The 14,289-nt window shown below is 68.9% G+C and carries 12 protein-coding genes and 1 pseudogene; 10 read left to right on the top strand and 3 right to left on the bottom strand.

From position 1 onward, the window contains the following. Positions 1 to 35 precede the first annotated feature (35 nt). Positions 36 to 1,931 (top strand): 1,4-alpha-glucan branching protein GlgB, encoded by a 1,896-nt coding sequence (glgB, locus tag RPIT_RS06505; RefSeq protein ID WP_077341681.1) that lies wholly within the window; start codon positions 36 to 38, stop codon positions 1,929 to 1,931. Then, positions 1,907 to 2,706: pseudogene (locus RPIT_RS16105) on the top strand (NUDIX hydrolase). Before glgB ends, RPIT_RS16105 begins: the two are co-directional and overlap by 25 nt. On the opposite strand, the gene RPIT_RS06515 reads toward RPIT_RS16105, so the two are convergent. Beyond that, the gene (locus RPIT_RS06515; RefSeq protein WP_077341683.1) at positions 2,703 to 3,368 is read right to left on the bottom strand and encodes an EcsC family protein; all 666 of its coding nucleotides are present in this window, start codon (positions 3,366 to 3,368) and stop codon (positions 2,703 to 2,705) included. The pseudogene RPIT_RS16105 and the gene RPIT_RS06515 sit on opposite strands and share 4 nt — an antisense overlap. A gap of 113 nt (positions 3,369 to 3,481) precedes the next feature. Here RPIT_RS06515 and RPIT_RS06520 point away from each other — a divergent pair, with 113 nt between their 5' ends. Genes RPIT_RS06520 through pgm form a run of 5 tightly spaced genes read left to right on the top strand, consistent with a single transcriptional unit; the run spans position 3,482 to position 10,697 of the window. Next, positions 3,482 to 3,892 carry a CBS domain-containing protein gene (locus RPIT_RS06520; RefSeq protein ID WP_162274511.1) on the top strand — a complete coding sequence of 137 codons (411 nt, stop codon included), beginning with the start codon at positions 3,482 to 3,484 and terminating at the stop codon, positions 3,890 to 3,892. Between the two features lie 15 nt (positions 3,893 to 3,907). After that, complete coding sequence (gene treY, locus RPIT_RS06525; protein ID WP_077341687.1) at positions 3,908 to 6,430, top strand: malto-oligosyltrehalose synthase; 2,523 nt, start codon at positions 3,908 to 3,910, stop codon at positions 6,428 to 6,430. Further along, complete coding sequence (treZ, locus tag RPIT_RS06530; RefSeq protein ID WP_077341689.1) at positions 6,427 to 8,121, top strand: malto-oligosyltrehalose trehalohydrolase; 1,695 nt, start codon at positions 6,427 to 6,429, stop codon at positions 8,119 to 8,121. The genes treY and treZ overlap by 4 nt, the downstream gene beginning before the upstream one ends. Positions 8,122 to 8,141: 20 nt before the next feature. Then, the gene (locus RPIT_RS06535) at positions 8,142 to 9,038 is read left to right on the top strand and encodes a tetratricopeptide repeat protein (protein WP_077341691.1); all 897 of its coding nucleotides are present in this window, start codon (positions 8,142 to 8,144) and stop codon (positions 9,036 to 9,038) included. Positions 9,039 to 9,071: 33 nt separating this feature from the next. Continuing rightward, positions 9,072 to 10,697: a phosphoglucomutase (alpha-D-glucose-1,6-bisphosphate-dependent) gene (pgm, locus tag RPIT_RS06540; RefSeq protein ID WP_077341693.1), complete on the top strand. Its 1,626-nt coding sequence runs from the start codon at positions 9,072 to 9,074 to the stop codon at positions 10,695 to 10,697. On the opposite strand, the gene RPIT_RS06545 is transcribed toward pgm, so the two are convergent. Both RPIT_RS06545 and RPIT_RS15340 read right to left on the bottom strand, forming a co-directional pair. After that, positions 10,694 to 11,227 (bottom strand): PH domain-containing protein, encoded by a 534-nt coding sequence (locus tag RPIT_RS06545; RefSeq protein WP_335755111.1) that lies wholly within the window; start codon positions 11,225 to 11,227, stop codon positions 10,694 to 10,696. The genes pgm and RPIT_RS06545 overlap by 4 nt on opposite strands. Positions 11,228 to 11,240: 13 nt before the next feature. Further along, complete coding sequence (locus RPIT_RS15340; protein ID WP_169835141.1) at positions 11,241 to 11,396, bottom strand: hypothetical protein; 156 nt, start codon at positions 11,394 to 11,396, stop codon at positions 11,241 to 11,243. A gap of 89 nt (positions 11,397 to 11,485) precedes the next feature. Between RPIT_RS15340 and mce the strand changes: the two genes are divergently transcribed. From mce to RPIT_RS06560, 3 genes are all read left to right on the top strand, one after another. Further along, positions 11,486 to 11,935, top strand: a complete 450-nt coding sequence (gene mce / locus RPIT_RS06550) for a methylmalonyl-CoA epimerase (RefSeq protein ID WP_077341698.1) — start codon at positions 11,486 to 11,488, stop codon at positions 11,933 to 11,935. A gap of 65 nt (positions 11,936 to 12,000) precedes the next feature. Beyond that, a complete protein-coding gene (locus RPIT_RS06555; protein ID WP_077341700.1) occupies positions 12,001 to 13,068 on the top strand; it encodes a DivIVA domain-containing protein in 1,068 nt (355 codons plus the stop codon). Continuing rightward, positions 13,065 to 14,276: an AI-2E family transporter gene (locus tag RPIT_RS06560; protein ID WP_077341702.1), complete on the top strand. Its 1,212-nt coding sequence runs from the start codon at positions 13,065 to 13,067 to the stop codon at positions 14,274 to 14,276. Before RPIT_RS06555 ends, RPIT_RS06560 begins: the two co-directional genes overlap by 4 nt. Positions 14,277 to 14,289 lie beyond the last annotated feature (13 nt).

The raw sequence follows: 14,289 nt of genomic DNA on the forward strand, positions 1-14,289 counted from the left end.
CGCGCAGAGATTCTGCGCGAAGGAGACTGATCACAATGGCGCACGACCGGTTCGGTGGACTCACCGGGTGGGATTTCGAAGGCTTCCACGGAGGCGGGGACACGGAGCTGTGGCGTAGGCTCGGCAGCAGCGTCGTCACGGTGGAGGACGACGAGCGGGGATCCGTCACGGGTGTCCGGTTCGCCGTCTGGGCCCCGAACGCCCGGTCCGTGCAGGTCATCGGTAACTTCAACTGGTGGACCGGTGACCAGATGGAGCTCATCCCGGGCTCCGGGGTGTGGTGCACCTTCATCGAGGGGCTCGGCGAGGACACGCTGTACAAGTTCCGGGTCGAGACCCACGACGGCCGCTGGATCGAGAAGGTCGACCCGATGGCGCGCTTCAGCGAGCAGGCACCCGCGAACGCCTCGATCGTCTACGAGTCGAAGTACCTGTGGTCCGACGACGAGTGGATGGAGAAGCGCCGCACCGCACAGGCCCACGCCGAACCGATGAGCGTCTACGAGCTCCACCTCGGCGGCTGGCGCAAGGGCAAGAGCTATCTCGACCTGGCTGAGGAACTCGTCAGCTACCTCAAGTGGCAGGGTTACACCCACGTCGAGTTCATGCCGCTGGCCGAGCACCCGTTCGAGCCCAGCTGGGGCTACCAGGTCTCCGGGTACTTCTCCCCGACGTCGCGCTTCGGCAAGCCGGACGATCTGCGCTACCTCATCGACAAGCTCCACCAGGCCGGTATCGGCGTGCTGATGGACTGGGTGCCCGGACACTTCCCCAAGGATGAGTGGGCGCTCGGCCGCTTCGACGGCACCGCCCTCTACGAGCATGAAGACCCCCGCCAGGGCGAGCACCAGGACTGGGGCACCTACATCTTCAACTACGGCCGCAACGAGGTGAAGAGCTTCCTCGTCTCCAACGCGCTGTACTGGATCAAGGAGTTCCACATCGACGGCCTCCGCGTCGACGCCGTCGCCTCGATGCTCTACCTCGACTACTCCCGCGAAGAGGGCCAGTGGGTCCCGAACCAGTTCGGCGGCAGGGAGAACCTGGAGGCCATCGACTTCCTGCGCTACGTCAACCGCCACCTCTACGAGCGCGAGCCGGGCGTCGTGATGATCGCGGAGGAGTCCACCTCGTTCCCGGGTGTCACCAAGCCGGTGCACGAAGGCGGACTCGGTTTCGGCTTCAAGTGGAACATGGGCTGGATGAACGACTCGCTGCGCTACCTGCAGCTCGATCCCGTCTACCGGCAGTACGAGCACAACCTGCTCACCTTCGCCATGGTCTACGCGTACACGGAGAACTTCGTGCTGCCGATCAGCCACGACGAAGTCGTGCACGGCAAGGGGTCCATGATCAACAAGGTCCCCCAGGACGACTGGCGCAAGTTCGCCACCCTGCGTGCCTTCTACTCGTTCATGTGGTCGTTCCCGGGCAAGCAGCTCATCTTCATGGGCTGCGAGTTCGGTCAGCGCCCCGAGTTCAACGAAGCCACGTCGCTCGAGTGGTGGGTGAGCGACCTGTGGGGCCATGGCGGCCTGCAGCGACTGTTCCGGGACCTCAACCACACCTACCGGGACAACGCGGCGCTCTACGAGCTCGACAACTCGCCGGAGGGCTTCAGCTGGATCAACGCGGACGACGCGAGCCGGAACACCCTGTCGTGGGTCCGCCACGACTCCTCGGGCAACCACATCGCCTGCGTCACCAACTTCTCCCCCGAACCGCTTCGCGATTACGAGATCGGGTTGCCGGTCGCGGGTGCCTGGGAGGAGATCCTCAACACCGATGCCCCGATCTACGACGGATCCGGCGAGTTCGGCAACCTCGGCGAGGTGACCGCCCATGCGGAGCCGTGGGGCCACTTCCCCGCGCGTGCCCGGGTGACGGTGCCGCCGCTCGGATCGGTCTGGTTGCGTCGCACAGGTTCGTGAGCGACTTCCGGGTCCAACTCGACATCAAGGGCGGCGTCGGCACCCTGCGTTGGGAGGCCCAGGAGGTGGACACCGACACGCTTCGGCGTGCCCTGTCCCTGGCCGCCGATGACGCGATCCTCGCCCACAACCTGCGCCGACTCCAGGTGGAGCTTCCGGAATGGGATACCGCCGCGAGGATCGCGCTGCACCGGTGCGGATTCAGGTTGGAGGGTCGGCTGCGGTCGGCCATCGAGCCCGAGCCCGGGGTCTTCCGCGACATCCTGGTCTACTCGCGCCTGGCGATCGACACGGTCTACGGCCCGCACGGTTTCACGGGCGTGCTCGAGACTATTCTGCCCAAGAAGCGGATGATCGCCCACGCACTTTTCCGTGATGAGCAGGCCCGGGTACTCCTGCTGGAGACCACCTACAAGCCGGACTGGGAACTGCCCGGGGGGTCGTGGAGCCGGGAGAGTCCCCTCGCGTCGGGGGCGCGCGGGAGATCGAAGAGGAGCTCGGCATCGTCGTCGACCTCGGCCAGCCGGCGCTCATCGACTGGATGCCGCCCTATCTCGGCTGGTCGGATGCGGTGGAGTTCATCTACGACGGCGGAATCCTCAGTCCGGCAGTAGCCGCGACGCTGGGCACCGACGACCGGGAGATCCGGGCGATCCACTGGGTGGAGCCGCCCGATGTCCCCACCCATGTCACGGAGCTGTCCGCCCGACGCATCGCGCTGCTGCTTGACGGCTTCCGGGGGGCCACGGAAGGCGGGTTCGCCGTCGGGCGTTAACGCCTGCGCCGACCACCCGTCCGCTCGGGAAAGCTGGACTTCGCAGCCTGCGCGATGCGGCCGAGCTGGCGCCGGTCCGACACCGCGCCGATGACGCCGCCCAGGCCTGGGATGGCTTTGCCGAACAGCCGCGCCGAGCGGAGACCGAAGCGCCTCAGCAGCCGCACGCCGATGGCCTTGGTCACCTCGGACAGCGGTGACTTCGGCAGCCGCTTGGCCACCCGCCTGGTGGCCGCGCCCGCGATCGGTCCGAGACCCACGTTGGCGAGGATCTCGCCGGACTCCTCCCCCACGAGGGAGGCCAGCACCCTGGCCCGTACCTCCTGGTCGCCCAGGTCGTAGCCGCGGATCTTCGCGATCGCGCCCACCATCCGGGTGGCCTGGACGTAGAACTCGAAGATGTTGGTGGGCAGGAGGAGCGGCAGCGTGGCGAAGCCCCCCAGCCCGGTGAGGAAGCCGCCCGCCGTGGTTCCGCGGCGGTGCTTGCGGATCACCGATCTGATCGCATCGTCCGGGTTGCCCGCGTCGGCCAGCGCCCGTCGCGCCACCGTCTCGGCCGACGCGAAGCTCGCTTTGCCGTCCAGTCCGATGTCGCGGAAGGCGCCGACCATGCTCTCAACGGCGCGGTTGGCTTGCCCTCCGGAGGTGTCAAGAATGCCCATAGCGCCCCATCATAGGCCTCTGGCAAGCACTGTTGTCGCGAAACCTTCCGAAGCGGACGAACATGTGCAACGGTGGAGACGGTAACCGACCACCTCATCGAAGGAGAATCACGATGAAGACCGCACGCGACCTGATGACCTCACCCGCCCACACGCTGTCCCCCAGCGACACCCTCGTGGAGGCAGCCCGGCAGCTGAGCGCCCACGGCGTCGGGTCGATGCCGGTGGTCGACGGCGGTGCGCTCGTCGGCGTGCTGACCGATCGCGACATCGTCGTCGGCGGCATCGCCGAGGGACACGATCCCGCGAGCACGCCCGTGTCCGTGATCGCCACCACCGACGTCGTGAGCGTGTCGCCGGACGACGACGCCCAAGCTGTCGCCACCGCGATGAGCGAGCACCAGATCCGCCGCGTGCCCGTCGTCGAGGACGGCAAGGTCGTCGGCGTCGTCTCGCAGGCCGACGTGGCGCTGGAGCTCGACAACTCGACCGCCGGCGAAGTAGTGGAGGGCATCAGCCGCTGACGCTACGGTTGTGGGGTGTCAGTTGCTCCAGCCTCCACCTACCGACTCCAGCTCAACGAGTCGTTCACGTTCGATGACGCAGCGGCCCAGGTGCCCTACCTGGCCCGGCTCGGCGTCACCCACGTGTTCTGCTCCCCCATTCTGCAGGCGGCCCCAGGGTCGACCCACGGGTACGACGTGGTCGACCACGGGGCCGTCTCGCGCGAGTGCGGCGGCGAAGAGGGTTTCCGCCGCCTCGCCGCAGCCGCGCGCGAGCACGGGCTCGGCATCATCGTCGACGTGGTGCCCAACCACATGGCGGTACCGACGCCGCTCTGGCTGAACCGCGCTCTCTGGGATGTATTGCGGACAGGGTCCGAGTCCGACTACGCCGGATGGTTCGACATCGACCTCACCAGTTCCCGCGCCATCCTCATGCCGGTGCTCGGTCGCCGGATCGGCGAAGAACTGGCCGACGGTTCGATCGTCGTCGAAGAGCGTGACGTAGCCGGACGGACAGAACTCGTCGTCGCGTACCACGACCATGTCTTCCCCATCCGGCCCGGCACCGAAGCCCTCCCGCTGGACGAACTGCTCGATCGACAGTGGTACCGGCTCGCGTACTGGAAGGTGGGCAACGAGGAACTCAACTACCGACGCTTCTTCGACGTCGACACGCTCGCCGCCATCCGGGTCGAGGACCAGTCGGTCTTCGACGCCAGCCACGCCGTCTTGCTGCGGCTCTTCCACGAGGGCCTCATCGACGGCTTCCGGATCGACCATCCCGACGGCCTCGCCACCCCGCGCGGCTATCTCCAGAAGCTCCAGCGCGCCACCGGCGGCTGCTGGGTCGTTGTCGAGAAGATCCTCGAACCGCACGAAACCCTGCCAGCCGGGTCGCGGTGCGCCGGCACGACCGGCTACGACTCGCTGCTGAGGGTGGCCGGGCTGTTCCATGACCCGAACCAGCTGCCGCGCCTCAACGACCTGTGGGAGCGCGTCGCGTTGCCTGAGGCGTGGTTCGGGGCCACGCTCCTGAAGGCCAAGGAGGAGGTGGTCCGCACCATGCTCTTCGCCGAGGTGAACCGCCTCACCTCGATCGCCGTGGCGATCTGCGACACCGATGTCAGGCTCCGCGACCACACCCGCCGCCAGCTCAACCACGCGATCCGTGCGCTGCTGGTGCAGATGGACCGCTACCGGGCGTACGTGGAGCCGGGGCTGCCGACCCAGGAGTCCGAACGCGACGTCGTCGTGGAGGCCGCGGAGAGGGCGCGGTCCGCCCTGGAGGAGGATGAGCAGGCCACGCTGGACCTGGTCGTCGCCCTCGCGTGCGGGGACGAGGCCCCTGGTCTCGCCGGTGGGGCGGAAACGCTTCCCCCGGTGAGCGCGGAACCGGTCACCACCGAGCTGCCGGCCTCCCCGCCGGGCGTGGCCGAGCTTCGTGCCGAGTTCATGATCCGATTCGCCCAGACCTGCGGCCCGGTCATGGCCAAGTCCAAGGAGGACACCGCGTTCTACCGCTGGAACCGGTTCGTGGCGGTCAACGAGGTGGGGAGCGAGCCCACCATCGTCGGAGTGTCCCCCGACGGCTTCCACGGCTTCTGCGAGCAGCTCTCGAGCGCGTGGCCGTCCTCCATGACGACCCTCTCGACGCACGACACCAAGCGCTCCGAGGATGTGCGTGCGCGGCTCGCCGCCCTGCTGGAGCACGCCAAGGAATGGGAGGCCTGCGTCGGGGAGCTCCGCGCCGCCACGGACTCGCACCGGTCGACGCTGGTGGACGGGGCCACCGAGATCCTGCTGTGGCAGACGCTGGCCGCGTGCTGGCGGCTACCGGGGACCAGGGCAGGCGATGAGCCGATCAGCGCCGACCGGTTGCGCGGCTACCTCACCAAGGCCATGCGGGAGGCGAAGCTCCACACCACCTGGACCGCCCCCGACGCAGCCTACGAGGAAGCGGTGCAGGACCTCGCCTCCTTCGCCCTGACCGACGAGCGTTGCGCCGAGGCCCTCGATGTCCTGACCGAGGAGGTGGCCGAGTCGGTGCGGGCCACGGTCCTCGGGCAGAAGCTGATCCAGCTGACGATGCCCGGGGTCCCGGACGTCTACCAGGGCTGCGAGATCGTGGATCTCTCCCTCGTCGACCCCGACAACCGCCGACCAGTGGACTTCGCCCACCGCAGCGATGTGCTGGAAGCCGGTGGCGCGGCCGATCTGGACTCCGAGAAGATGCTCGTCACGAGCCGCGCGCTGCGCCTGCGGCGGGATCACGCTGAGGCCTTCCGTGGCGAGCACGCGAGCTACTTCCCCGTGCCCACGACGAGCGGGCACGCGGTGGCCTTCTCCCGTGGCGAGGGCGAGGCGCTGGTCTCCGTGACCGTGGCCACCAGGCTCCCATCCCTCCTCGCGGAACGGGGCGGGTGGGGCGACCACCAGCTCATCCTGCCCGAGGGCACCTTCGTGGACGCCCTCACTGGCCGGGAGATCGCGGGTGGCCCCGTGTCGCTCGAGGAGGTCCTGAGCGACCTCCCCGTCGCCCTGCTGGTGGCCCGATGAGGCCCGCGGTCTGGGCCCCCAGGGCCGGCACGGTGACCCTCGACCTCGGCTCCGCCGAGCACCCGATGAGCGCGACGGCAGACGGCTGGTTCGAATCCCCGGTGGATCTCGCCCCCGGTGACCGCTACGCATTCCGCCTCGACGGGGGCGCCCCGCTGCCGGATCCGCGCTCGTTCTCGCTGCCCGACGGGGTGCACGGGCCCAGCGAGGTGCTGGATCCGGCGCTCTTCACGCGCGCGACGCAGTGGCCAGGGCGCGACCTGCGCGGCGCCGTGCTCTACGAGCTGCACATCGGGACCTTCACCGGTCCGGGTACGTTCGACGCCGCCGTCGAGCGCCTCGATCACCTCGTCGACCTCGGCGTCGATGCCGTCGAGCTCATGCCGGTTGCCGCCTTCCCCGGCGAGCGCGGCTGGGGCTATGACGGCGTGGCGCTCTTCGCCGTCCACGAGCCCTATGGCGGGGTCGCCGGGCTGGTGCGTTTCGTCGACGCCTGCCATGAGCGGGGACTGGCCGTCGTGCTCGATGTGGTCCACAACCACCTCGGCCCAGAGGGGAACTACCTGGGCCAGTTCGGTGCGTACTTCACCGACCGCCACGAGACGCCCTGGGGCGAGGCCGTCAACCTCGACGGCACCGACAGCAGAGAGGTCCGCCGGTTCCTCCTGGACTCCGCGCGGCACTGGCTGGTCGACGTCGGCGTGGACGGGCTGCGCCTCGACGCCGTCCACGCGCTGCACGACGACTCCCAGCGCCACTTCCTCGCCGAGCTCAGCGGCTGCGTATCGGCGTGGGAGGGCGAGGTCGGTCGACCGCTCACCCTCATCGCGGAGTCCGACCTCAACCAGCCCTCCATGGTGTCGGCCGTCGGGTCTGTTCCGGACGCCCGTGGCATGGACGCGCAGTGGGCCGACGACGTGCACCACGCCCTGCACTCGTTCTTCGGCCGCGAAACCCAGGGGTACTACGGCGACTTCGGGACCATCGACGACGTGGTCAAGGCCCTGACCCGGCCGTTCGTCCGCGACGGGAGCTTCTCCGCGTTCCGGGGGAGGCTCTGGGGCGCGCCGGTCGACCCTGCGTCACCGCTCTACGACGGGCATTCGTTCGTCGTCTTCCTCCAGGACCACGACCAGGTGGGCAACCGGGCGGTGGGCGACCGCTTCCATCAGCACGCCGGGCTCGGGGAACAGGCGGCGGGGGCGGCACTCTACCTGCTCTCGCCCTACACCCCCATGCTCTTCATGGGCGAGGAATGGGCGGCGTCGAGTCCGTTCCCCTACTTCAGCGACCTCGGGCCAGAGCTGGGTCCTCTGGTCACCGAGGGGCGTCTGCGCGAGTTTGCCGCGATGGGCTGGGCCGAGCCGACTCCCGACCCGCAGGACCCGGCCACGGCCCGCAGCGCGGTCCTGGACTGGGAGGAGCGGACCACCTCGCCGCACCGCGAGATGGCTGAGTTCTACCGCCGGCTGCTCGAACTGCGAAGACTCCACCCCGAGCTACGCGACCCGGACCTCGCCGACGTCCGGGCCGAGGTCGTCGATGGCGACACGGTCGCGCTCCACCGGGGACCGTTCACCATCACAGCGACCCGCGGCCGCCTCGCGCTCAACCCGCCGGGCGAGGTTCTCGCCAGCTACCTCGACAGGGAGGGCGCGGGGCCGGGTGCCGTGGTCACCCGCCGCTCCTGAACCCTGGCAAGATGGAACGCATGACTGATGCGAACTTCTCGCGCCCCGGCGCCGTTGACCTCTCCTCGCTAGCCCAGCCGACTCCCGCGGCAGGATCGTCCTTCGTCCTCCAGGTCACGGAGGCCGAGTTCCAGGACGTCGCCTCGCGGTCGGTCCAGTACCCGGTCATCGTCGAGTTCCACTCCCCCCGCGACCCCAGCGGGGCCGCCGTTTCAGCAGCGCTGACCGAGCTCGTCAACGCCGCCGGCGGAAAGTTCCTGCTCGCCCGCGTCGACGTCGACGCCGAGGTCCGCGTCGCACAGGCGCTCGGCGTGCAGGCCGTCCCGACCGTGATCGCACTCATCGGCGGCCAGATGGCCCCCCTCTTCCAGGGCACGAAGTCCCGCGACGAGATCGCCGCACTGCTCGATCAGGTGGCCCAGCTCGCGGTCGCCAACGGCATGACCGGCCGTGCCCAGCCTGTCGGTGCGGCGGCCTCCCAGGAGGCGACGGACGCGCCCGCGGCGAACCCGCGTTTCGCGAAGGCAGACGCGGCGCTGGAGGCCGGCGACTACGCCGCCGCCGTCCGGGAGTTCGACGCGCTGCTCGCCGAGACCCCCAACGACCCGGAGGTGCTCGCCGGCCGGGCCCAGTCGGCGCTGCTGGAGCGGAGCCTCAGCTTCGATCCCGACGCCATCGTCCGCCGCGCCAACGCTGACGACACCGATGTTGAGGCCGCCCTCGACGCAGCCGATCTCGAGATCATCGCCGGGCGCTACCAGGAGGCGTTCGACCGGCTCCTCGAGCTCGCCGGCCGGGTCGGGCCGGACCAGCGCGACCCGATCCGGCTGCGGATGCTCGAGCTGTTCGAGGTGGTCGGCCGCACCGATCCCGCGGTGCTCAAGGCGCGTCGTCGGCTGTCGTCGGTGCTCTTCTGACCTGAACCGGAGCCGGATCGCTAAGCTGAGGCCATGGCACACGAGCGCGCCGGCCAGCTGGCCCAGGAATCGGATCTGATCAACGTCGACGAGGTCATCGCGGCCTACTACGACCGCTCCCCCGACCCGTCGAATCCCGACGAGATGGTGGTCTTCGGCACGTCGGGCCATCGCGGCTCGTCGCTGGACACGGCCTTCAACGAGGCGCACATCGCCGCCACCACCCAGGCGATCATCGAGTACCGGGCCGCCCAGGGCACCACCGGTCCGCTGTTCATCGGCAAGGACACCCATGCACTCTCGCTGCCCGCGTGGAAGACGGCGCTCGAAGTCCTGCACGCCAACGGCATCGATGTGCTGGCGGAGCGGGATGACGAGTACACGCCGACGCCCGCAGTGTCCCGCGCGATCATCCGCCACAACCTCGGCGACGGCGCACGCGCCGACGGCATCGTCGTCACGCCCTCCCACAACCCCCCGCGCGACGGGGGCTTCAAGTACAACCCACCCAGCGGCGGCCCCGCCGACTCCGACGCGACGAAGGTGATCGCCGCCAGGGCCAACGAGTTGCTGGGCGACCTGTCGTCGATCCGGCGCACGTCGTACGAGCGGATCGCCGGCGAGATCACGCGCTACGACTACCGAACGCCCTACTGCGACGAACTCTCCACCGCGCTCAACTTCGATGCGATCCGCGGGGCTGGCCTCCGCCACGGGGCGGACCCGATGGGCGGGGCCGCCGTCCAGTACTGGGACTACCTCGCCGACCAGGGCCTCGGTATCGAGGTGGTCAACCCCGCCGTCGATCCGACGTGGCGGTTCATGACGCTCGACACGGACGGCAAGATCCGCATGGACTGCTCGTCGCCCAACGCGATGGCCTCCCTGGTGGGCAGCCGTGACCGCTACACGGTGGCCACCGGCAACGACGCCGACGCCGACCGGCACGGCATCGTCACCCCCGACGCGGGCCTGATGAACCCGAACGCCTACCTCGCGGTGGCGATCAGCTACCTGTTCGCCAATCGTCCCGGGTGGGCACCGGACGCCGGCATCGGCAAGACGCTGGTGTCGAGTTCCCTCATCGACAAGGTGGCGGCGAAGCTCGGACGCCGGCTCGTGGAGGTGCCCGTCGGTTTCAAGTGGTTCGTCCCGGGACTCACCGACGGCTCGATCGGCTTCGGCGGCGAGGAGTCCGCCGGGGCGTCGTTCCTCACCCTTGCAGGCCGGACGTGGACGACCGACAAGGACGGCATTCTGCTGGCGCTGCTCGCCTCCGAGATCATCGCGGTCACGGGGAAGACCCCCAGCGAGCACTACGCCGACCTCGAGGCGGAGTTCGGGACGTCCTACTACGCACGCGTGGACGCCGACGCCACCCGCGACCAGAAGGCGCGCCTGTCTCAGCTCGGCGCCGACGACGTCACGGTGACCGAGCTCGCCGGTGAGCCGATCACCGCCGTCCTGTCGCACGCCCCCGGTAACGGCGCCGCCATCGGCGGCGTCAAGGTGACCACCGAGTCGGCCTGGTTCGCGGCCCGTCCCTCCGGCACGGAGGACAAGTACAAGATCTACGCCGAATCCCTCAAGGGCGAACAGCACCTCCGCGAGGTGCAGGAGGCCGCGAAGGCGCTGGTCGACACCGCTCTGGGCGCCTAGGAGCCGTCGCTGTCCTCGTCGTCCATCTGCATCTTGGTGCGGAGGCCGGCGCGGGCGATGACGCGCTGGATGATCAGGTCGCGGCGCTGCGGGTCGCCGACGAACGTGATGTCGCGCAGGCCCTGATCCTGCGCCGCAGTCTCGAACACGAAGTGGCCGTAGCCGCACAGCTGCCCGAGGAAGGGCTGCTTCATCGAGATGTCGAGGATGCGGCTCATCGGCATCGTGGCGAGGTTGGTGTTGAAGACCCCGTTGACGCGGAAGACGCGCATGTTGGTGATGACGAAGCGGTCCATGTAGGCGACGTGGATCTTCCACAGTCCGACCGACAGAGCCGCCAGCCCCAGGGCCAGCGGGATCCAGAACAGGCCGCGCGCCCACACCATCGAGACGAACAGCGGCAGGCTCAGCCCCGCCAGGCAGTACCACCAGAAGGTGGCAGCCCAGTGCTTGCGCACCTCATCGATCACCCGCTCCCCCTCGATCTCGAGCAGGTGCGCCTCGATCTGGGGCTCGAGCAGGCGTCCCATGACGCCCATCGGGCTACCCGGCGAGCTCGGTGAAGAACCGGCCGATGGCCTCGAACGCGCCGAAGAACGTGCGCACGGCTTCAGCCGCAGCTTCCGGGCGCGTGAACAGGTAGAACAGGACGAAGGCTACGACGAGCACCAACAGGATCTTCTTGATCCAACCGATCACATCGGCCTCCTCACGTGGGTTCGACGGACAGTCTGCCTGAGGGCACCCCGCCCGACTGTGCGACTCGCCGGTGTGGCAGGCTAATGCCCATGGAAAACTCTGATCTCTTCATCTGCATCGACCACGTCGGCCTGGCCGTCCCCGACCTCGACGAGGCCGTCAAGTTCCACACGGAGACCTTCGGCTGGCGCGAGCTGCACCGCGAGGTCAACGAGGAGCAGGGCGTCGCCGAGGCGATGATGGGCACAGGTTCGCAGGGCGAGGAGAACGCCAAGATCCAGCTGCTCGCGCCGCTGAACGAGAACTCGACCATCGCCAAGTTCATCGACCGCAACGGCCCCGGGATGCAGCAGCTCGCCTACCGGGTCGCCGACCTCGATCACGTGTCGTCCGTGCTCAAGGAGCGCGGGATGCGCCTGCTGTTCCCCGAGGCCAAGCGCGGCACCGGCGGTTCGCGAATCAACTTCGTGCACCCCAAGGATGCCCGCGGCGTGCTGCTCGAGCTGGTCGAACTGCCCAAGGACGCGGCGGCGCACTGACCCCGATCCGCCACCCGAGGGGCTAGGCTTCGACAGGTGGTATCCCCCGGGAAAGGATCGTGGACGTGACCGACGAGCACACCGAGAACACCGAGCTGACCGGCCTCAACCTCTTCAACGACAAGGCCTCGGCAGCGGGCAGCTTCCCGCATGCCATGCTCGGCTACGACAAGCTCTCGGTGGATAGCTACGTCCGGGAGTTGGAGTCCGAACTCGCCTCGCTCCGGGCGGAGGTGCGCCAACAGACCCGCGAGGTCCAGTACGTCCGCCAGGAGGTCGGCACCACCGACTTCACCCGCCTGGGTGCCCACGCGACTGGGCTGTTGCGCGCCGCTGAAGCCCAGGCCGTCGACATCGTCGACCGGGCTGAGCACGAGGCCGAGCGCATCAAGACCGAGGCCCGGCGTACCGCCTCAGTGCTGCGCGAGTCAGCCCAACAGGAGGCGGACGACGTCCGGATCACAGGCCTAGCCGGTCTGCGCCAGCTCCGCCAGGAGCAGGGCGAAGCAGGCAAGGCGGCGCTCGAGAAAGCGCGCCGTGATGCCGACCTGATCGTCGGGGACGCGAGGTCGAGGGCCGGCGCGATCGTGGGGGCGGCCGAGGCCAAGGCCGAGAGCATCCTCGAGTCAGCCCGCAGCGAGTCCAACCGACGACTCGCCGAGGCCGAGCGTTCCGCCGCGGAGATCGTCCTGAGCGCGCGCCAGGACGCTGAGAAGTCGCTCCAGACCGTCACCGAGGCAGCCGAAAAGGCACAGAAGGCCATCGACGACCGCCTTGCGCAGGCGGAGCGGGACGCTGAGGCGGCCTCCGTTCGCGCCGCAGAGGCGCGGGTGGAGGCGGACAAGATCCGGGCCGCCGCGGTGAAGGACGCCGAGGATCTCCGGCTGGCCGCCACAAGGCAGAGCGAGGAGACGCTCACGACGATGCGCAACCGCGCGAAGGACGCCGAGGCGGCGCTCGAGGAGCAGTTGGCGTGGCGTCGCGAGCAGCTGCAGCGCGAGATCGCCACGCTCGAGTCAAGACGATCGTCGGCCCTGGCGCAGCTGAGCAACCTCCGCGCCCTGGCCGAGGAGTCGGACGCCCAGTTCGCTGATGAGGCCACCACTGTGATCGGGTCTGACGGCGATCAGTGACCGACCCCGACTCCCAGCCCGAGCAGCTCCCAGCCCCACGACCTTCGCGTCGGCGCCGGGTGCGCAGTGCGCTGCGCCGGCTGTTCGGCACCGCCGGCCGGGGTGCCCGCGTGATCCTCACGCCCCGCCCGATCGAGGTGATCGAACCGGTTCCGCCGATCCTTCATGACCTGAGCGCCAGGTCCGCGCCGTCGCCGTTCAAGTTCGGCTTCCTCGGCGCTGTCGGCGTACTGGTCGCCCTCGCGCTTGCCCAGGCCGTCCTGACCGTCCAGAGCGTGCTCATCCTCGTTGTGATGGCGATGTTCCTGGCGCTCGGACTCAGCCCTGCCGTCGAGTTCTTCACCCGACGTCGGATGCCGCGGCCCTTCGCCGTCACCGTCGTCACCATCGCCATGCTGGCCGTCATCGCGCTCGGCGTCACGGCGCTGGTCCCGGTGCTCACGCAACAGACCACAACGCTGATGCGGAACCTGCCCGGGCTGCTCAACAACCTCGCTCAGCAGCCCCAACTCGCGGAGCTCGACGAACAGTACGACATCGTCGCGCAGGCCCAGGACTTCATCACGTCCGGAACCCTCCTCAACAGCCTGTTCGGCGGACTGTGGGGGGCCGGCAGGCTGGTGGCCAATCTCGTCTTCTCGGTCATCGTCACTGTGGTCCTGACGATCTACTTCCTCGCGTCGCTGCCCACCATCAAGGAGACGATCTACGCCTTCGCACCGGCCAGCCGTCGGCCGCGCGCCCGGTACCTCGCCGACGAGATCTTCCGCGGCGTCTCCGGCTACATCACGGGAATGTTCGTGATCGTGTCGGTGGCGTCCGTGGCGGCGTTCATCTTCATGAACATCGCGGGGCTGGGTGAGTACTCGCTGGCATTGGCGTTCGTCGTGGCGATGTTCTGTTTCATCCCGGTGGTCGGTTCATTCCTCGCGATGGCCGCAGTCGCGCTCGTCGGCTTCGCCGTCAGCCCCGCCATCGGCATCGCGACGATCATTTACTTCCTCATCTACCAGCAGTTCGACGCCTACGTGCTGTACCCCAACGTGATGCGGCGCACAGTGAAGGTGCCGGCCGCCCTCGTGGTGCTGTCGGCCATCATCGGCGGCATGTTATTCGGCGTCATCGGCGCCGTCATCGCCATCCCCACGCTTGCCGCAGTGCTGCTGCTCTTCCGCGAGATCGTCCAGCCCGCGCTGGACGCTTCGTGAGGCGCTGGGTAGG

Source organism: Tessaracoccus flavus, from assembly GCF_001997295.1.
In the GTDB taxonomy this organism is placed as follows: Bacteria; Actinomycetota; Actinomycetes; order Propionibacteriales; family Propionibacteriaceae; genus Arachnia; species Arachnia flava.

Bases quoted from the DNA above. Each gene is read 5' to 3' on its own strand.
- glgB (WP_077341681.1), top strand. From the start codon at position 36: ATGGCGCACGACCGGTTCGGTGGACTCACCGGGTGGGATTTCGAAGGC.
- RPIT_RS06515 (WP_077341683.1), bottom strand. From the start codon at position 3,368: ATGGGCATTCTTGACACCTCCGGAGGGCAAGCCAACCGCGCCGTTGAG.
- RPIT_RS06520 (WP_162274511.1), top strand. From the start codon at position 3,482: ATGAAGACCGCACGCGACCTGATGACCTCACCCGCCCACACGCTGTCC.
- treZ (WP_077341689.1), top strand. From the start codon at position 6,427: ATGAGGCCCGCGGTCTGGGCCCCCAGGGCCGGCACGGTGACCCTCGAC.
- RPIT_RS06535 (WP_077341691.1), top strand. From the start codon at position 8,142: ATGACTGATGCGAACTTCTCGCGCCCCGGCGCCGTTGACCTCTCCTCG.
- pgm (WP_077341693.1), top strand. From the start codon at position 9,072: ATGGCACACGAGCGCGCCGGCCAGCTGGCCCAGGAATCGGATCTGATC.
- RPIT_RS06545 (WP_335755111.1), bottom strand. From the start codon at position 11,227: ATGGGACGCCTGCTCGAGCCCCAGATCGAGGCGCACCTGCTCGAGATC.
- mce (WP_077341698.1), top strand. From the start codon at position 11,486: ATGGAAAACTCTGATCTCTTCATCTGCATCGACCACGTCGGCCTGGCC.